The 17353-nt window shown below is 64.2% G+C and carries 18 protein-coding genes and 1 tRNA gene; 9 read left to right on the top strand and 10 right to left on the bottom strand.

What is annotated here, in order from left to right; genetic code table 11:
• Positions 1–81: 81 nt before the first annotated feature.
• A complete protein-coding gene (locus tag V2S85_RS06645; RefSeq protein ID WP_330702077.1) occupies positions 82–507 on the top strand; it encodes a helix-turn-helix domain-containing protein in 426 nt (141 codons plus the stop codon).
• Here the strand turns inward: V2S85_RS06645 and V2S85_RS06640 are convergent.
• Positions 504–1781, bottom strand: coding sequence for a cytochrome P450 (locus V2S85_RS06640; protein WP_330702076.1), 1278 nt, complete (start codon positions 1779–1781; stop codon positions 504–506). The genes V2S85_RS06645 and V2S85_RS06640 overlap by 4 nt on opposite strands.
• A 134-nt stretch (positions 1782–1915) precedes the next feature.
• Between V2S85_RS06640 and V2S85_RS06635 the strand changes: the two genes are divergently transcribed.
• The gene (locus V2S85_RS06635) at positions 1916–2866 is read left to right on the top strand and encodes an ABC transporter ATP-binding protein (RefSeq protein WP_330702075.1); all 951 of its coding nucleotides are present in this window, start codon (positions 1916–1918) and stop codon (positions 2864–2866) included.
• A 591-nt stretch (positions 2867–3457) separates the two neighbouring features.
• On the top strand, positions 3458–5059 hold the full coding sequence (nadB, locus tag V2S85_RS06630) for an L-aspartate oxidase (RefSeq protein WP_330702074.1): 1602 nt from the start codon (positions 3458–3460) through the stop codon (positions 5057–5059).
• A gap of 142 nt (positions 5060–5201) precedes the next feature.
• On the opposite strand, the gene V2S85_RS06625 is transcribed toward nadB, so the two are convergent.
• Complete coding sequence (locus V2S85_RS06625) at positions 5202–5444, bottom strand: GlsB/YeaQ/YmgE family stress response membrane protein (RefSeq protein ID WP_330702073.1); 243 nt, start codon at positions 5442–5444, stop codon at positions 5202–5204.
• Positions 5445–6172: 728 nt separating this feature from the next.
• Here V2S85_RS06625 and V2S85_RS06620 point away from each other — a divergent pair.
• Complete coding sequence (locus V2S85_RS06620; protein ID WP_330702267.1) at positions 6173–8134, top strand: ribonucleoside-diphosphate reductase subunit alpha; 1962 nt, start codon at positions 6173–6175, stop codon at positions 8132–8134.
• Between the two features lie 338 nt (positions 8135–8472).
• Here V2S85_RS06620 and V2S85_RS06615 read toward each other — a convergent pair whose 3' ends face one another.
• The 5 genes from V2S85_RS06615 to V2S85_RS06595 form a co-directional block, all read right to left on the bottom strand.
• Positions 8473–9192: a hypothetical protein gene (locus tag V2S85_RS06615; protein WP_330702072.1), complete on the bottom strand. Its 720-nt coding sequence runs from the start codon at positions 9190–9192 to the stop codon at positions 8473–8475.
• Between the two features lie 83 nt (positions 9193–9275).
• Positions 9276–9578: a hypothetical protein gene (locus V2S85_RS06610; protein ID WP_330702071.1), complete on the bottom strand. Its 303-nt coding sequence runs from the start codon at positions 9576–9578 to the stop codon at positions 9276–9278.
• 329 nt (positions 9579–9907) lie between these two features.
• Positions 9908–10135 (bottom strand): DUF2171 domain-containing protein, encoded by a 228-nt coding sequence (locus V2S85_RS06605; RefSeq protein WP_330702070.1) that lies wholly within the window; start codon positions 10133–10135, stop codon positions 9908–9910.
• A gap of 93 nt (positions 10136–10228) precedes the next feature.
• Positions 10229–10495, bottom strand: coding sequence for a DUF2171 domain-containing protein (locus V2S85_RS06600; RefSeq protein ID WP_330702069.1), 267 nt, complete (start codon positions 10493–10495; stop codon positions 10229–10231).
• A gap of 168 nt (positions 10496–10663) precedes the next feature.
• Complete coding sequence (locus V2S85_RS06595) at positions 10664–11635, bottom strand: complex I NDUFA9 subunit family protein (RefSeq protein ID WP_330702068.1); 972 nt, start codon at positions 11633–11635, stop codon at positions 10664–10666.
• Positions 11636–11882: 247 nt separating this feature from the next.
• On the opposite strand from V2S85_RS06595, the gene V2S85_RS06590 reads away from it, so the two are divergent.
• Together V2S85_RS06590 and V2S85_RS06585 are read left to right on the top strand one after the other, a co-directional pair.
• Positions 11883–11969 (top strand) — tRNA-Leu (locus V2S85_RS06590).
• A 177-nt stretch (positions 11970–12146) separates the two neighbouring features.
• The gene (locus V2S85_RS06585) at positions 12147–13376 is read left to right on the top strand and encodes a tyrosine-type recombinase/integrase (protein ID WP_330702067.1); all 1230 of its coding nucleotides are present in this window, start codon (positions 12147–12149) and stop codon (positions 13374–13376) included.
• Between the two features lie 493 nt (positions 13377–13869).
• On the opposite strand, the gene V2S85_RS06580 is transcribed toward V2S85_RS06585, so the two are convergent.
• From V2S85_RS06580 to V2S85_RS06570, 3 genes are read right to left on the bottom strand one after another with little or no spacing between them, the layout of a single operon-like run.
• Entirely contained in the window at positions 13870–14643 is a 774-nt protein-coding gene (locus V2S85_RS06580; protein ID WP_330702066.1) for an ImmA/IrrE family metallo-endopeptidase, read from the bottom strand.
• Positions 14633–15067: a hypothetical protein gene (locus tag V2S85_RS06575; RefSeq protein WP_330702065.1), complete on the bottom strand. Its 435-nt coding sequence runs from the start codon at positions 15065–15067 to the stop codon at positions 14633–14635. Before V2S85_RS06575 ends, V2S85_RS06580 begins: the two co-directional genes overlap by 11 nt.
• Complete coding sequence (locus V2S85_RS06570; RefSeq protein ID WP_330702064.1) at positions 15064–15618, bottom strand: hypothetical protein; 555 nt, start codon at positions 15616–15618, stop codon at positions 15064–15066. The genes V2S85_RS06575 and V2S85_RS06570 overlap by 4 nt, the downstream gene beginning before the upstream one ends.
• A 203-nt stretch (positions 15619–15821) precedes the next feature.
• On the opposite strand from V2S85_RS06570, the gene V2S85_RS06565 reads away from it, so the two are divergent.
• From V2S85_RS06565 to V2S85_RS06555, 3 genes are all read left to right on the top strand, one after another.
• Positions 15822–16043, top strand: a complete 222-nt coding sequence (locus V2S85_RS06565; protein ID WP_330702063.1) for a DUF2188 domain-containing protein — start codon at positions 15822–15824, stop codon at positions 16041–16043.
• Positions 16044–16095: 52 nt separating this feature from the next.
• A complete protein-coding gene (locus tag V2S85_RS06560) occupies positions 16096–16314 on the top strand; it encodes a hypothetical protein (protein WP_330702062.1) in 219 nt (72 codons plus the stop codon).
• 398 nt (positions 16315–16712) lie between these two features.
• Entirely contained in the window at positions 16713–17252 is a 540-nt protein-coding gene (locus V2S85_RS06555) for a hypothetical protein (protein WP_330702061.1), read from the top strand.
• Positions 17253–17353: the final 101 nt, after the last annotated feature.

Below are 17353 nucleotides of genomic sequence, written 5' to 3'. Positions count from 1 at the left end.
CTCAGTCTGGAAATGTGACCAGGTCTAGCTATGTTGCTGGAATGATCGCGCCAAGAGCGCATATTTTCGGAACCTGGTACCATGAAGCTGACTACGTTCGACGAAGCTGACCGGCCTGCCGCCGCCATTCCGGGCCCTGTAGTCCACGACCCCAACGGCAAGGACTGCCGCCTCGTCGGCGATATTCTCGCGCGGGTCGGGGACAAGTGGTCGATGCTGGTGGTGATGACGCTGCTTGAGACGCCGCTGCACTTCAACGAATTGAAGCGCGCGATCCGGGGCGTGTCGCAGCAGATGCTCTCGCGCAACCTGCGCGCGCTGGAGCGGGATGGACTGGTCGAGCGTACCGTCCACGTCGGCGTGCCGGTGCGGGTCGAATATGCACTGAGCGACCTCGGCCGGTCGCTCGCAGGGCCGGTGCAGGCGCTGGGCGCCTGGGCGGTCGATGCGCGTCCGGCGATCGAGGCGAGCCGGACGGCGTTCGACCGGGACAATGACCGGAACTAAGCCTCGAACCGCAAGTGAAGGTTCGCGAGTCCCCGGATGATGTAGCTCGGCTCGTAGTCGATCCGGCGTGCGGTCGCGGGTCCGTGATGCGCCTCGTCGAGCGTGATGGCACCGGTATGTTCCAGCAGACGGTCGAGCAGGACCGCCACTTCCGCCCGTGCCAGCGGTGCCCCGGCGCACGTATGCGCGCCGCGTCCGAACGCCAGATGCTCCTTGATGCGCGGACGTCCGATGCGGAATTCGCCCGGCTCTTCCCAGCGGCGCGGGTCGCGGTTGGCGGCGGATAGCGAGACGACCACGCGCTTGCCGGCGGGAATGTCCATGTCGCCGATCTTTGTCGCCCGCGCGGCGATGCGGAAGGTGGCCTTGGTCGAGCCCTCTACGCGCAGAACTTCCTCCAGGAACGGGCCGATCAGCGTGCGGTCCTCGCGCAGGGCCTGCTGCATCGCCTGATCCTCGCACAGGCGGCGCAAGGCGTTGCCGATCAGCTTGGCGCTGGTGTCCTGCCCGGCGGCGAAGAGGAACATCGCCGACTTCACGACTTCCATCGCGTCGGGTGTCGAGCCGTCCGGATAAGTGGCCAGCGCCATCTCGGTCATGACGTCGTCCTGCGGCCGGGCGCGGCGCTCCGCGATGTAGCGCACGAAGTAGCCGGCCATGACCATGAGCGGGTGGATGCTCTGCGCGTCGGGCGTGTCCATGTTGCCGGGCGGGGGAGCATCGTCGATGATCTTGCGGAAGGCCTCGCGATCCTCTGCCGGAACGCCGAGCAGATCGGCGATGACCATGGTGACGAAGGGGGTGGCGATGGAGCCCACCAGTTCGCACCCGCCCGCCGCGACGGCCTCGCGAACCATGTCGTCGGCATAGGCGCGCATGAACGCTTCGTTGGCCTTGAGGCGCGAGGGCACGAACAGCGGGTTGAGCAGCGAGCGGGCGGCAAGATGCTTGTCGCCGTCGTAGGAGACCATCAGTTCCATCTGCCCGTTCGGCGTGGCACCCAGCTGGGCGGAGATGTCGTCGCCCTCCACCGCGAAGGGCAGCGGCGCCAGCGGATCGGGGTTCAGCCAGGACGAGAAGTCGCGCTTGTTCAGCAGCACTTCGAGCGCCTCGGCAAAGCCGGTCACCACGATCACGTCACGGCTCTGCATCTGATGGACCGGGCCGTGGGCGCGGATCGTCTCGAAATAGTCGTAAGGGTCGAGCAGCACCGAATGGTCGGTGAAGTAATCCTTCTCGATGGGGGCCGGGGTGATCGTCGTTGCGGTTGCCATGGGCGCTCTCCAATATCGGCCGCTCGATTGGCGACGCTTAGTGATATAGTGTGGATCATATCATCTGCCGCGAGCGCGTCAACGCGGCACCTGCGGTCTTTACGCCGTGGCGATCATGGCCCACATGCACGGCCATGAGCACTTCTACCCCCGCGATCGCCATCCGTGACCTCGTCAAGCGTTATGCTCCCGCCGGAAGCGGCGAGGGCAAGCTGGCGCTCAAGGGCGTCTCGTTCGACGTGCCGGAGGGCGGCATCTTCGGCCTGCTCGGCCCCAACGGCGCGGGCAAGTCGACGCTCATCAACATCCTGGCCGGCATGGTCATGAAGACCTCGGGCTCGGTGGACATCTGGGGCTTCGACATCGACCGCGACCAGCGCAACGCCAAGCGCGCGATCGGCATCGTCCCGCAGGAGATCGTGTTCGACCCGTTCTTCACCCCGTTCGAGGTGCTGGAAATCCAGGCCGGGCTCTACGGCATCACCAAGGCGCTGCGTCGTTCCGAAGACCTGCTGCGCGCGGTGCACCTCGCCGACAAGCGCGATGCCTATGCCCGCACGCTGTCGGGCGGCATGAAGCGGCGCCTGCTGATCGCCAAGGCACTGGTGCACCGCCCGCCCGTGCTGGTGCTCGACGAGCCGACCGCCGGCGTCGATGTCGAACTGCGCCGCCAACTCTGGGAACTGGTCACCGAACTGAACAAGGAAGGCGCGACGATCGTGCTGACCACGCACTACCTCGAGGAAGCCGAGGAACTGTGCGATCGGATCGCCATCATCAACCACGGCGAACTCATCACCAACAAGCCGACCCGCGAACTGGTCGGCATGGCGCGCGAGAAGATCATCGTCCTGACGCTCGACCGCGACGTGGCGGAACTGCCTAGCCACCCCGGCTTCGTCAAATGCACGAAGACGGGCGAGCGAGTTCTTGAAATTACTTACGACAAGGATCGCGCCAATGCCGGTGAAATCATGTCGGCGCTGCAGGCGCAGGGCTTCGCGATCGTCGACGTGACGACGCGCGAGGCGGATCTGGAAGACGTTTTCGTAACCTTGACGAGCGCGGCGCGCGCCACGGCCTGACCGGCCCGAGACCTCGACTCGCCGCTCGCCAAGGGCGATTCGGCCGCATTCGCGTTAATTTTCGCTGCCGGGAAGATGGAGGCCTTTGTGGCTCCGCTGCGGTTGCAATTAACTATCGTTCATGACCATGGTGGTTTCTTGTAAGGGAAATCACCCATGGCCTCTATCGGATAAGAATATTGGTGTTCAGGGGCTGACGGGCAAAGAAAATAAGTGTAAATACTTATTTTACGCTTCGCCAGGCTCTTCAAGTTTCCACACCTTGCTTTTCTTTCTTCGAATAGATTTGCCGCAGTTTTTGCATGTGCCGACATAGCTTATTCCGTCCCATTTGACATCGCCACGGACGGGTTCATGCCTATTGGCAAAGCAAAGAGGGATAGAGATCGCCACGAAAATGCGTCCTTCAGTGTGGGCCGGAAGCTGACTAGACTAATGGGAATCGTTTACAAGCGGAGAATTTAACAAAAATTACCGGCTTTGTAATCTTTTCGATTGTCACCATATAAGAACTTCGCTGCACCGCAACATGGAAAATGGCTTTTAAGCAAACAGTTGCGGTTCCCATGGTGGCGGGGCTAGGAGCGCGTCATGGAAACGCCATCCAGCGCCGGCGGCGCATTCGACGTTCTGGTGATCGGTTCCGGCGCAGCCGGACTTACGACGGCGCTCGCGCTGGCGGACAAGGTCAGGGTGGCGGTGCTCGCCAAGGGCACGCTGACCGGCGGCTCGACCGCCTGGGCGCAGGGCGGCATCGCCGCGGTGCTCGATGCTGGCGATACCTTCGAGGAGCACGTCCACGACACCATGGTCGCCGGGGCCGGCCTCAACCGGCGCGAGACCGTGGAGTTCGTCATCGAGCGAGCGCCCCATGCCATCGAGCGGCTGGTCGAACTGGGCGTTCCGTTCAATACGGACGGTGATGCCCTGCACCTCACCCGAGAAGGCGGGCACTCGCACCGCCGCATCGTCCATGTCGCCGATGCGACCGGCTGGGCGGTGCAACAGGCCCTGCTGCAGGCGGCCGAGGCGCATCCCAACATCATCCTGCTGCCGGGGCGTTCGTGCATCGACCTCATCACCGGGCGGCACGAGCAGCGTTACTCCGGTTCGGGCCGCGTCTGGGGCGTCTATGCGCTCAACGAGGAGACCGGCCGGGTCGAGGCCTTCACCGCGCACGCCACGGTGCTGGCGACCGGCGGGGCGGGCCGCGTCTACCAGTTCAGCACCGCGCCGCGCGGTGCCACCGGCGATGGCATCGCCATGGCCTGGCGGGCGGGCGGGCGCGTCTCCAACATGGAGATGATGCAGTTCCACCCGACCTGCCTCTACAATACCAGGGTCAAGAACTTCCTCATCACCGAGGCGGTGCGGGGCGAGGGCGGGCACCTCATCAATCCGCGCACCGGCAAGCGCTTCATGGCCTTCTACGATCCCGAGCGGCTGGAACTGGCCCCGCGCGACGTCGTGGCGCGGGCGATCGACTCGGAGATCAAGCGCTTCGGCCTCGACTGCGTCCACCTCGACATCAGCCACCAGCCGGAGGCGTTCGTGAAAGAGCACTTCCCGAACATCCACGAGAAGCTGCTGGGCCTGGGCATCGACATGACGAAGGAGCCGATTCCCGTCGTCCCCGCCCAGCACTATACCTGCGGGGGCATCCTGGTGGACCTCGACGGGCGCACCGACCTGCCGGGGCTCTATGCCGTGGGCGAGTGCACCGAGAGCGGCCTGCACGGCGCCAATCGCCTCGCCTCGAACTCGCTGCTCGAATGCTTCGTCTTTGGCGAGGCGGCCGCTGCAGACATCCTGGCGAAGTGGGACGGCTTCGAGGCGCCGCCGCCTGTGCGTTCCTGGGACGAGAGCCGGGTGACCGATTCCGACGAGGAAGTCGTCATCAAGCAGAACTGGATCGAGATCCGCCGCTTCATGTGGAACTACGTGGGCATCGTGCGCACCACCAAGCGGCTGGAGCGCGCCATGCACCGCATCCAGATGCTCAACGGCGAGATCGAGGAATACTACCGCCACTTCCGCGTCTCGACCGACCTGATCGAACTGCGCAACCTGCTTCAGAGCGCGCAGCTTATCGTCGAGTCGGCGCTCAAGCGGCACGAGAGCCGGGGGCTGCACTATACGCTGGACTATCCGGCGGCGGATGCCGAGCCGCTCGACACGGTGCTGGTGCCCTGAGACCCAGGGGGCGGTGCCATGCCGAGAGGGCTTCGACAAGCGCAGCCTGAGCGGAGTTGCGGGGCTTCCTAACCCCCGCTCACCCTGAGCTTGTCGAAGGGTCAGGCCCAGCCTGCCGAGGCCCCCCGGCGGCCGCGCCGCATCACCCGATATGCAGAATGCGCCCGAGGAAGATCAGCACGACCGCGCCGATCACCGAGGCAAGGCACCCCGCGCGGCTGAATTCGGGGCGGCCCCGGCTGGTCACGAGCCCCGCCACCAGCGAGCCGCCGATGCCGAGCAGGATCGTCGCGATCCAGCCCATCGGTACGTCGCCGGGATAGAACCAGCGGGCCAGCGCGCCGATGACGAGACCGCTGATGATGGCACCGATGATGTTGAACATGTCCTGTCGTAACTCCCCTTGGCGCATGCCCGCGCCGTCGCAGCCACGCGCATAATGGACGAGAGGCTAGAGGGTTGCATCGTTTCGGCAAGCCGCCGTGGAGGATCGACCGAGGTGGTGGACGAAAGAAACCGTGCGATGGCGGCTTGACACCCTCCGCTCGTCGCACGCGCGATTCGCTTCGTCGGCGATTTCTGGGGAAAAATTTTGCACGGCCGGCGTGATTCACACCCTTGCGCATTTGAAAGGTAACGGAAACCTCGCGCGTCGCAGGTGGTCCTCCAACCGTGTTCGCCCCTCGTTCCCGAGATGGCTGCAGCGAGGCGCCCCCTTGCGCCTCGCGCCGGAAAGGGCACTATAGGTTGTGTCGCACCGATGGAGGGGCCTCAACACCTAGGGATCGCAGCGCCGGACGCCGAAAGGCGCGCGCTGGTTTCCGTCAGGGGTTGGCCAAGGTCTCTCGCAGCGGTGTGCCGACGGTCTGGCAGGGAATGTCGTTCTCTTTTTGTGCTGGTTCTGATAGACGGGACGTTCTCGTGCGACCCTTCGACTCGGTGCCAGCCGCTTGGCCGCCGACAGCAGCGTGGACCGTCCCGGTGGCGGTTCGATGACAGGTTTTACGATGCATTGGGGGCGCACCAGTGGATTTCAGGAACGGAAGCGACGGACACGTGTCTGATTCGGATGTGAGCTACGCGGATGCCCCGGAACTCGGGGCACAGGTCGACATGGAGGCGCTGCTCGCCTCGCATGACCCCACCCCCCGCAAGAAGAAGGAAGAACCGGCAGTCGCCATGGACAAGACCGATATTGCAACCGCTGATCTGGTGACTCAGGCGCCCGACGAGGCCGCTCCGAAGAAGAAGGTCAGCGATTCCAAGACGATCCACGATCGCCGTTTCAAGGTCGTCACGGACCCGGCGCGTGATGCGCTGCTGACCGATTTCGGCAAGGAAACGCTCGACGACCGCTATCTGCTGCCCGGCGAGAAGTACCAGGATCTCTTCGCCCGCGTGGCCGATGCCTATGCGGACGACCAGGATCACGCCCAGCGTCTCTACGACTATATCTCGAAGCTGTGGTTCATGCCGGCCACCCCCGTGCTGTCGAACGGCGGCACCGGGCGCGGCCTGCCGATCTCGTGCTACCTGAACTCGGTGGACGACAGCCTCGAGGGCATCGTCGCCACCTGGAACGAGAACGTCTGGCTCGCCTCGCGCGGGGGCGGCATCGGCACGTACTGGGGCGCGGTGCGCGGCATCGGCGAGCCGGTCGGCCTCAACGGCAAGACCAGCGGCATCATCCCCTTCGTGCGCGTGATGGATTCGCTGACCCTCGCGATCAGCCAGGGCTCGCTGCGCCGCGGTTCGGCCGCCTGCTACCTCGACGTCTCGCACCCGGAGATCGAGGAGTTCCTCGAAATCCGCAAGCCGTCGGGCGACTTCAACCGCAAGGCGCTCAACCTGCACCACGGCGTGCTGCTGACCGACGAGTTCATGGAAGCGGTGCGTGACGGCGCCGAATTCAAGCTGCGCAGCCCCAAGGACGGATCGGTGCGCGGCACCGTGGACGCGCGCTCGCTGTTCCAGAAGCTGGTCGAAGTGCGCCTCGCCACCGGCGAGCCCTACATCGTCTTCTCCGACACCGTGAACCGCATGATGCCCAAGCATCACCGCGATCTGGGCCTCAAGGTCTCGACCTCGAACCTGTGCTCGGAAATCACGCTGCCCACCGGCCGCGACCACCTCGGCAACGACCGCACGGCGGTGTGCTGCCTCTCGTCGCTCAACCTGGAGACCTGGGAAGAGTGGAAGGGCGAGAAGCGCTTCGTCGAGGACGTGCTGCGCTTCCTCGACAACGTCCTGCAGGACTACATCGACCGCGCGCCGGACGAGATGGCCCGCGCCAAGTATTCCGCCGCGCGCGAGCGTTCGGTCGGCATGGGCGTGATGGGCTTCCACTCGTACCTGCAGAAGCGCGGCATCGGCTTCGAGAGCGCGATGGCCAAGGCGCTGAACCTGCAGATGTTCCAGTACGTTAACCAGAAGGCCAACGAGGCCTCGATGCTGCTGGCCAACGAGCGCGGCCCGTGCCCCGATGCCGCCGACGTCGGCGTGATGGAGCGCTTCAGTTGTAAGATGGCGATCGCGCCGACCGCGTCGATCTCGATCATCTGCGGCGGCACATCGGCCTGCATCGAACCGATCCCGGCGAACATCTATACCCACAAGACGCTTTCGGGCAGCTTCGTGGTGAAGAACCCCTACCTGCAGAAGCTGCTGGCGGCGAAGTCCAAGGATTCCAACAACGTGTGGAATTCGATTCTCGAGCACAACGGCTCGGTCCAGCACCTCGATTTCCTCTCGGCCGAGGAGAAGGCGGTGTACAAGACCAGCTTCGAGATCGACCAGCGCTGGCTGCTCGAATTCGCGGCGGACCGCACCCCCTACATCGACCAGGCGCAGTCGCTGAACCTGTTTATCCCCGCCGACGTCGACAAGTGGGATCTGATGATGCTGCACTTCCAGGCGTGGGAAAAGGGCGTGAAGTCGCTCTACTACCTGCGCTCGAAGTCGGTGCAGCGGGCAGGCTTCGCGGGCGGCGTGGAAGCGGACAACACCAGCGAACTGCCCAAGTTCCAGCTGGCCGCCGAGAGCACCGACTACGACGAATGCCTCGCCTGCCAGTAAGGGCGGCCTGAATTGCCACCGAGAACGGCCTTCCGGGCGACCGGGAGGCCGCTTTTGCATGGGCTTTCCTTCCCGTGCCGGGGGGCTGGAAAGCCGCTTTCCTACATCCGAACCGGTACGGTAAATCCTGGGGCATGAGCCGAGCGGCATTCTCCCCGTCCTTGACCGCACAAGGTGACAGGTCACCGTACAAGGTGACACCCAAGGTTACACCTGCCGCGCGCAAGGTGACACTTTCGCCGTGCAAGGTGACACTTCGCAGCCCCAAGGTGACACATTTCCCGCCCAAGGTGACACCTTTTCCCCCTGGACCGTGTAAACCGTGTAAACCTCCGGCCTCAGCCGGGGCTGCCGAAGGACTGGATGCGGATGCGCGGGAAGACGTCCTCCAGCGGCTTTTCGTCCGGCGTCACGTAGACGTAGCCGCCCTTGCGGCGGAACAGCGGGCTGATCGTCCCGGTATAGAACGCGAGGGGCACGTTGATGCAGCCGAAGGTGATGCGGTTGTCGGTGCCGGTGGGCGAGAGCATGCGCTCGCGGCGGCGTTCCCTGGGCTTGCCGGGGCGCGGGATCGGGTGGAGCGCCACCGAGTTCGCGTAGTCCACCCAGAGCACCCGCTGGTTGCCCGCCGCCACGCCGAAGCGGGCGAGGAAGCGCCCGGCGGGGGTGGTCTTCTCGGCCGGGCCGATCTCGGACAGGTTCTTGGTCCCGATCCCCGGCGAGGCATCGTCGCCCAGCGCGATGCCGAGCAGGACGGGGACGTGGCCGAGCGGCTTGCCACCCGCATCGAAGAGAAGCAGCGAGGCGGACTTCTTGTCGACGATGGCATAAGGCAGCCCGCCGTTGTCGGCGGAGGCGGCGATCCAGGCGGCGACGCGCTCGGCATCAGGCGACACGGGGAGCGGCGGCGTTTCGGCCGGCCTGGCCGGCGCCGGCTTCGCTCGCTTCGATCCTGTCGCGGCCGGGGCGGCCTTGGCGGACGGCTTCGCACTCCATGCAGGCGATGCGCTCGTCAGCGCCAGTCCCAGTCCGGCAAGCGCCAGGATGATCTTTCTCATTGTCGCGGGGATACTCGAAGGAAACGGTCGGCACCGCTGCTGGCGGTGCCGACGCGGGACGTCACGGTGTTATCGATGTCCGCTCAGTTGCGGGCGCGCTTGCGCTTGGCTTCGGCGAGGCGCTGCTCGACGCCGTCGACGCGGGCATTGAGCTGGTCGATGCGCTGGGCGTTCTGCTGGGCCTGGCCGGATGCGGCCTGCGCCTCGGAGCGGGCGGCCTGGGCGGTGGCGTCGGTCTGCTGGAGGCGGCTGTCGAGCGCGTCGACACGCTGGTTCACGGCGGCCACCTGCTCACGCACGAAGCCCTTGGTGGCGCAGCCGCCCAGACCCATGGAACCGGCCAGGATGACCACGGCGGGGGCGATTTTCTTGAATGTTGGCGACATCGAATTCTCCTCACGGTCGATAGACCGAATTGGTCCAAGCCCAGCCTCGACGTTGCGACAACGCGATTCTGGCCGACTGTGCATCCGCTCGGGCGAACGGAAACAGTGGAGTCAACCAACGCCGGTGAGCGGAAAAGTTCCAAAGCGGCCGCCGGAATTTTCGCCCGTGGAGGCCCGGCCATCGAACGTCGTCCGGCTGCCGCAGAGCCCGCCGGCGACGATCTTCCGCACGCGCCCGATGCGAAAACCCCGACCTTCCACGCGGGAAGGCCGGGGTCTCGCATGACCTGCGCGCGAGGGGAACGCGCGGCCTTGCTCGGTGGCGACTGTCAGTTGGCGCCGACGCCCATCGGGATCGGCGTACCCTGCTTCAGGTACACGCGGTTGTCCTCGATCTTGTCGACGTTCTCGAAGGCGATGTAGTGATGCGCGCCGTCGGAGCTGTCGGAACGGGTCAGCTTGATCTGGTCGTCCTTCACCTCATCGACGGTGCCGACATGCTGGCCATTGCTGGTCGTCACTTCCATGTGCTCGCGCACGCGCAGCTTCTCGAACATGGTGTCTCTCCTGGTTGGGGGCTTGTAGTCCTAGAACGGAGAGAGCCCGAGAGACGTTCCGGCATTCGTCCCGGCCTGACAACGCCTCGGCTGTCAGGGGGTGGCGCCGAGTCCGAAGGTGGCATCGCCGCGATCGGCGAGCAACACTGCGTCGTCGCCGATGCCATCGACCTGGCTGATCGCGACGAAATCGTGCGAACCGCCCTCCAGCATCAGTTCCTCGCCTTCCAGACCGGCCACGGTGCCGATGCATGCACCATCCGGGCCGAGCACCTTCATGCCCTTGCGGATCGTGCCCTGCAGCGTCGTCCAGGCGGTCTGGCTATCGTTCGGTTGCTTGGTCGGGGCGGTCACGTGCATGCTCCTCTCGCTTCGGGGGCAAGGCCCCGGTGGAGAGGAGAATACTTTGCCGGGCTGGACGGTTCCGTCCCGGAGGTCACAGTGCGGCAGAGAGCATGCCGCCATGTTGCCGCCGGCGGTTCGGTGCGGCCGCTCACTTTCGTGCCGCTGGCCGCGCTCGGTGCGATATCAGGCGTTCGCGGTCTTCGCCCCGAAGCGGCCATGCTTGCGAAAACGCACCATCCAGCGGTCGAGGAACAGGCCGAGCGGACGCGGCGTCACGCCGAGGTCGGTGATGCCCGGGACCGTACCCCCGGCTATGCTGCCGGCCTGGAGCAGCTTGAACTGGTCGCTGGTGATCGGTGCGCCGGGCAGCCAGCCGGTGGCGGCGGCGATCAGGCCGGAGACGGCATCGGGAAGTTCGGCGAAGGAGCGCGAGCGGCCCTGCGCCTTGGCGATCCGCTCGTTCAGTTCGATCATGGTGACGACTTCGGGGCCGGCCAGCTCGAACGTCTTGCCCTGGGCCGCGACGTTCCCGAGAGCGTTGGCGATCGCCTCGGCCACGTCATCGACGAACACCGGTTGCAGCTTCGCCTGCGGCGCGAACACCGGCAATACCGGAAGTCGGGAGATCAGTTCGCCGAACATGTTCACGAAATTGTCGTCGGGCCCGAACATCAGCGAGGGCCGCACGATGGTAGCCTCCGGGAACGCGGCGCGCACGGCCTCCTCGCCTTCCGCCTTGGTGCGTGCATAGGCGACATCCGAACCGGCGTCCGCGCCGATCGCGGAGACATGCACGAAGGCACCGGCGCCCGCCGCCTTCGCGGCGGCGGCGATGTCGCCCGCGCCCTTGCCCTGCAGCGCATCGAGATCGCCAGCGAAGGCGCCCACGAGGTTCACTACTGCATCCGAGCCGGCAAGGACGGCAGCCAAGGTCTCGGCCTTGGTCACGTCCACGCCTGCGAACTGGACCTGGCCCAGGTTTCCGAGCGGCTTGATCGCGAAGGCCTTCTTGGGATGCCGGCTGGCAATCCGCAGCCGTGCCCCGCGTGCGAGGAGTTCCTGTGCGAGATGGCGGCCCACGAAACCGCTGCCGCCCAGGATGGTGACGATCTTGCCGGAGAGGGGGGCGTCGGAGACAATGGTGGGGATGGTCATGGATTTCGGTCCTTCGGTCGCGCCGCGGGTGCCTTGTCCCGCGTTGCAGCACATCGACTTGTGCCCCTGCCACAAGGCCGGGAAAGGGGCAACCGGCCAGTTGCGACGGGCTGTTTCCAGGGTTGCGCGAAGAGGTAAAAACAGAAAATGAAAAATGTTGCCGGCTATGGTGTTGACAGGGCTTCGGTTGCCGCTTAGAGGCGCCCTCCTACCCAGCGGGGACGGCGCTTCGCCCCCTCGCTAAAGTGCCCAGATGGCGGAATTGGTAGACGCACCAGCTTCAGGTGCTGGCGCTCGCAAGGGCGTGGAGGTTCGAGTCCTCTTCTGGGCACCACTGTCGCCTCTGGATTCGTCCAGAGGCGTCCAGTAAGCGGCTGGTTTCACAGCATTTTCCGACAGAGAATCGCCAGACACCGTCCGGCGAAATCCGGCTAGGACCACCAGCAGCACCACCAATTTGGTGGTCATTTTGGTGGTCTCGGATTGACCCGGCTTTGCTGGGAAATCGACTATGCTGACCTATATTCAGATCAACGCGGCCAAGCCGAGAGCGAAGGCCTGGAGCCTTCTCGATTCTCAAGGCCTCCACATCTTCATCCAACCCAACGGGTCGAAGCTGTGGCGCTTCAACTATCGATTCCTAGACAAGCAAAAGACCCTCCACCTCGGCGGATGGCCGCAGGTGAGCCTTGCCGATGCGCGTGTGCGGCGTGACGAGGCGAAAAAGAAGATCGCGGAAGGGATCGATCCGGCGCTAGAGAAAAAGCGCGCGAGGATTGCTGCGAAATATGCCGCCGCAAATACCTTCGAGGCGGTCGCCAAGGAATGGCTCGTCAAATGCGAGCGAGACGGCCTCGCCCCGGTAACCGTAGACAAAATCCGCTGGCTGCTCGCCAAGGCCTACCCGGTCATCGGCAGCATCCCAATTGCGCAGATCACTCCGCACGAGGCGCTTGCGGTCCTGCGCAAGGTGGAAGCGACCGGCGCCTTTGAAAGCGCCCGGCGCATGCGAAGCGTCCTTAGCCGCGTCTTCCGCTATGGCGTCGCGACGGTGCGGTGCGACAAGGATGTTGCCGCCGACCTGCGTGGTGCAATCGCCTCGCCAAAGGTGAAGCATTTCGCCGCCATCACCAAGCCGTCGGAGGTCGGTGCGCTGCTGCGGGCCATCGACGGATACAGCGGTCACAAGGTGACGGTGATGGCGCTGCGGTTGTCCCCGCACGTGCTCCTACGCCCTGGCGAGCTAAGGCAGGCGGAGTGGGCCGATATCGACTTCGAAGAGGCCATCTGGTTTATTCCGGCGGAACGCATGAAAATGCGAAGGCCTCACCGGGTGCCGTTATCGCGGCAGGTGATCGACATGCTGCAGGAACTTCACGAGCATACACACTGGTGGAAATATCTGTTCCCGTGCCTCGGTAAACCGCGGAAGGCCATGTCGGAGAACGCCGTCAATCAAGGCTTGCGCAACCTCGGCTACACGAGTGACCAGATGACGGCGCACGGCTTCCGGGCGATGGCCGCCACCCTTCTCAACGAGAGGGGTGAATGGAACCCTGACGCGATCGAGCGGCAACTCGCGCATGTCGACACCAACCAGGTGCGACGGGCTTACGCCCGAGGCGAGTATTGGGATGAGCGCGTGCAGATGATGCAAAGTTGGTCGGATTATCTCGACGAACTGCGGGATGGCGGCAAGATTCTCCGCCCCAGTTTCCCGTCGGCCCGGCGCGCGGTCTGAATTTGGTTCGACACGCTGGTGATCCTTGGATTGCCAGCGTGTCGTGCAAGACGGGCTCAACCCAAGGAAATCATCATGATCAAGCAACTCCGCTCAGCCTCCTTGTGGACGGCGGCGTGGCTGCCGAGCGCCTTCGATAATGACAAGGAAGAGCGACAGAGTTTAGCCGATAGGCGAATGCTGTGTCAGAGCCGCGTTGTGAGATATCTGACGGTCACGCAGCGTCAGCTCGCGACCCATGCCGGACGCGCAGCGCCTGATTTTCGCTCCCCAGCAGCAGACGTTCCGCTTTTCCGCTAGCTGTCGACCAGAATACACCGTTCCAGTCCGCGCTGGGTATGTTGGCTCACGCCGAAAGCTGTCGGTCGGGAGGCGTGACAACGGCGGGTCGCAATGCGCCTATTTGCCGCGATTCATGGCTCGCGAAGCGCTGCTGGCGGACGTGTGGGAGTCGCCTGCCCCGAAGCCAGCAGACGTTCGTCGGCTGCCGAGACTATCTGTCTCCTTGGGTCAGCATCTTCGGATCGGTGACCGTGAGGAGCGTGAGAATCGTGCCTCCATGTGCTTTCAGCGACTGCTCGGTGATGCGATAACGGCTGGCATCGCGCTGATCAAACCAGAGACTGGCGGCGACACTCTGGCTCCTGGAGCGCTCGACGGTTCCGAAGAGTACCGGGAAGGAAGGGGAGGACGGATCGAGGTCGTCCCGCGGGAACCAATCGTCGGGAACGCTGGCGGCACGCTTGAACCACCGACGACCTGATGGAGCATGGCAAATGAGTACGACCGGCCAGGTTCCAATGTCGATGCAGCGAAGGGCAGTCGCGAGCCTGCTGGTCGAGAAGGTGGTGGCGAGTTCGTCGACGCTCTCGAAATTCGGTCGCTTCAGTTGGGCGACTGTTGGGGCGAAGAGGTAGCGCGGCATGAGTAGGTCGGCTGCGAAGCGGTCGGCCTGCTTCTCGAGCTGGCTGGCGGCTCCGGGATTGCCGATGTCGCTCGAACGGCAGATGGAGGAACGACCGCGATGGTGGATCCAATGGCCTAGCTCATGGCCGATCGAGAATCGACGACGGCGCGGGTCGCCGGAGTTTCGGACGGTGATGATCGCCTGGTCCTGAAAACCGATGATGCGTGCTTCGCAGCTTGGCAGCTCTGCTTCACGAACCTTGGCTCCAATGGACCAAGCGATTGCTTCGAGGTCGATCTCGTCTGGACTGGTGATGCCCAGGGAGCGCAGGAGCGTCTCCGCTGGGGTGTCATCGCTCAATCGGGTTCCCCTCGTCGTCGATCACGCCGAGCTCACGCAGGTCGGCGAGGATGGAGTCCATCTCCTGTTCTGTGATGCCTTCGCCGTTTCGGGCCGCCATGGTGAGGCGCGATTTGAGCTTGGGATCGTCGTTGGCGAAGCGTTCCAAGATGCTGGCGCGCATGGCGATAGGGACCGGGGAGCGCACGGCGCGCGCCGTTCGGTCACGATCCACCGCTGTTCGTGCTGCGACGAGGCGAGTGCGACCGGCGCGCGCAACGCCGGCGGCGATCGCGTTGCGCGCCGACTGCGCTTCTGCTTCCGGATCAGCACCTTCCGCAGCCAGTTCAGCCATCAGTTCGGCGTCGCTGAGCTTCATCAGGTCTTCGACGGCTTCGTCGATCAGTTGGTTGAGCGCGGGATCGTTTTCCTCTGCGCCGCTCACGCAGCCCACCCGTTTGGAAACCTCCGTTCCATCTTTCGGCGAATGCGGGTGCGGGTGCTGTTGTAGGTGGTTTCGGACATTTCGTTCATAGCCATGATTTCCTCCTTCGATAGTTCTTCCAGGTCGGCCATGATGACGAGTAATGCGGGCGCGTCATCCGCGAACAGATCCTCCAGGGCGGCGATCCTCAGCGCCACGTCCTCGGCGCGCAGGATCAGGGTCTCGGCGTCCGGCGCGTTGCTTTTGAGAACGACCATAGGGCGACCATCGGTTCCGGTGGCATCGAGAGAGATTTCCCTCTCGGCTTTCCGTGAGGACACCTTCGCGTTCCATGCGATGCTCCGCATGGCGCCGATGAGGAAGACCAGGATGGGGAGGTCCCTGCGGCATTCGCGCGAGCCGGAATAGGCGGAACACACTGCGTCGCTGATGAGATCGTCCACCGTGCTGTCGAGAGCCAGTGCGAACTTGCTACCCGCACGGCGCAGGCGGACGAGGTCGATCTGGGTCAGGCCGTCGAGAGCGGACCTGATTTCTTCGAGGTCGAGCACGTCTCGGATCGTGTCACTCCCTTTGAGTCTGTCTTCCTGCGTAGGCTGACCCGGAAGCGGCTCGCGGACAAGCCGGTAAAATAAATCTCGATGTCCGTGGATGCTGCCGAGATCAGCCTACCTCTCTGAATGCCAATCACGGGGTTCGGGAGCGGTGTCGCAAGCTGGCTTACCCGACAGCGCGAGGAAGGAGGAATATTGACATGGGCAAGAACCAGCATGTGGTGCCGCACGCAGGCGGCTGGGCGGTTCGTGGCGCCGGCAATGAGCGGACGACCTCGGTGCACTCCGCCCAGTCCGAAGCGATCGGCGCTGCGCGCGACATCGCGCGCAACCAGCAGAGCGAACTGCTGATCCATGGCCGAAATGGCCAGATCCGCGAACGCGACAGCTTCGGTGGGGATCCGTTCCCGCCTCGCGGCTGACGCAAAACCGGGGTCGCGCGACCGCGCGGCCCCAACCTCGACGATTGGAGTGATGAATATGGCCAAGGGCAAGAGTGGCGGTTCCTACCGCAGCGCGATCTCGGGTCGCTACGTGACTGCTGCGCACGGGAAGGCGTCTCCGCGCACGACCGTCCGCGAGGCTGCTGGCGGCGGCAGCACCGGCGGCACATATCGCAGCGCAATCTCCGGGCGGTTCGTGACGACCGCGCACGGAAAGCGCAGCCCCAACACCACGATCAAGGACAGCTGACGCTTCCCATGTTGATGGTGGCACGAGCGCCCACCTCCCCTCGGCGGTGGGCGTTTTCTGTTTCGGTTCGATCAAAGGCAGAGAGCCAATGTGCCCGTTCGTGAACGAAACCTAGCTCACGAACTTCTGCCATTTAGTAATCGCGGGGCGTAAGGAGGTGCTTCAGGCCAATTCTGCGCCGCCTGAGCGAACGTGAAGACGAAAATCTCGTGATCCATCTTAATCTGCCCCCCTCGATCCACCACTCCAGTGCCAGTGCTGACGGGATCGGTGCAATGTTTGCTTGCCTGACTTTGTGAAGGACGGCATCGGCTTTCCAACGCGCTCGATGCTGAAATAACCGTTACCACGCTAATCCGAACCGAACGTCCTCAATCGATGGAAGGGGCCCCGCAGTCTTGACGAACCTTCGGACCAAACTAGCGGAGTGGCTCATCTCGTCGGCGAAATGGCTGAAGAAACGATCGGACGAGGAAGGGCGCGAACCCAGGTTCGTCGATCTGGCTCCCACCGATCAGGCGGATGAAGCGGGCGTTTATTCCGGCGCTCTGGCCGAGGCCACCGACAACCCGCGCGTCATGAACATCGCTCTCACCGGTCCCTATGGGTCTGGTAAGAGCAGCATCATCAAGTCGTTCCTTAAGAGCTATGATCGGGATGTCCTCCAGATCTCCTTGGCTGCGTTCCTGCCCGATGCCGCGCTCTCCGCTGGCGAGGAGGGCCGGCAGGAGATCGAGCACAGCACCGTGACGGTGAGCAGGCAGGAGATCGAGCGGAGCATCCTTCAGCAGATGCTGTACGGTGCCGACGCGAACAGACTGCCACTCTCACGGTTTAAGCGAATCCAGTCGCCGGGCCGGTGGGCGTCAGTCGTCTCACTGTTCACCGTCCTGGGCCTCGTCGCATGCTGGCAGCTGGAGACCCGCAAAAACCGGTAGCGTTTGGACGGCTATAATGATTCATTGAGGGCGCGCGATCACGGAGGCCAGCTATGGATCCCAAGTCCCTGTTCAGTTTGAGCGATCACCTTGAGGCATTG

Origin of the sequence: Novosphingobium resinovorum, from assembly GCF_036352595.1 — a bacterium.
Lineage (GTDB): Bacteria > Pseudomonadota > Alphaproteobacteria > Sphingomonadales > Sphingomonadaceae > Novosphingobium > Novosphingobium resinovorum_B.
The sequence above is the reverse complement of the archived record's forward strand: the minus strand, read 5'-3'. Positions and strand labels throughout refer to the sequence as shown.

Excerpts from the sequence above, each read along its gene's own strand:
- V2S85_RS06645 (WP_330702077.1), top strand. The coding sequence starts at position 82 with ATGAAGCTGACTACGTTCGACGAAGCTGACCGGCCTGCCGCCGCCATT.
- V2S85_RS06640 (WP_330702076.1), bottom strand. The coding sequence starts at position 1,781 with ATGGCAACCGCAACGACGATCACCCCGGCCCCCATCGAGAAGGATTAC.
- V2S85_RS06635 (WP_330702075.1), top strand. The coding sequence starts at position 1,916 with ATGAGCACTTCTACCCCCGCGATCGCCATCCGTGACCTCGTCAAGCGT.
- nadB (WP_330702074.1), top strand. The coding sequence starts at position 3,458 with ATGGAAACGCCATCCAGCGCCGGCGGCGCATTCGACGTTCTGGTGATC.
- V2S85_RS06625 (WP_330702073.1), bottom strand. The coding sequence starts at position 5,444 with ATGTTCAACATCATCGGTGCCATCATCAGCGGTCTCGTCATCGGCGCG.
- V2S85_RS06620 (WP_330702267.1), top strand. The coding sequence starts at position 6,173 with ATGGAGGCGCTGCTCGCCTCGCATGACCCCACCCCCCGCAAGAAGAAG.
- V2S85_RS06615 (WP_330702072.1), bottom strand. The coding sequence starts at position 9,192 with ATGAGAAAGATCATCCTGGCGCTTGCCGGACTGGGACTGGCGCTGACG.
- V2S85_RS06610 (WP_330702071.1), bottom strand. The coding sequence starts at position 9,578 with ATGTCGCCAACATTCAAGAAAATCGCCCCCGCCGTGGTCATCCTGGCC.
- V2S85_RS06605 (WP_330702070.1), bottom strand. The coding sequence starts at position 10,135 with ATGTTCGAGAAGCTGCGCGTGCGCGAGCACATGGAAGTGACGACCAGC.
- V2S85_RS06600 (WP_330702069.1), bottom strand. The coding sequence starts at position 10,495 with ATGCACGTGACCGCCCCGACCAAGCAACCGAACGATAGCCAGACCGCC.
- V2S85_RS06595 (WP_330702068.1), bottom strand. The coding sequence starts at position 11,635 with ATGACCATCCCCACCATTGTCTCCGACGCCCCCCTCTCCGGCAAGATC.
- V2S85_RS06585 (WP_330702067.1), top strand. The coding sequence starts at position 12,147 with ATGCTGACCTATATTCAGATCAACGCGGCCAAGCCGAGAGCGAAGGCC.
- V2S85_RS06565 (WP_330702063.1), top strand. The coding sequence starts at position 15,822 with ATGGGCAAGAACCAGCATGTGGTGCCGCACGCAGGCGGCTGGGCGGTT.
- V2S85_RS06560 (WP_330702062.1), top strand. The coding sequence starts at position 16,096 with ATGAATATGGCCAAGGGCAAGAGTGGCGGTTCCTACCGCAGCGCGATC.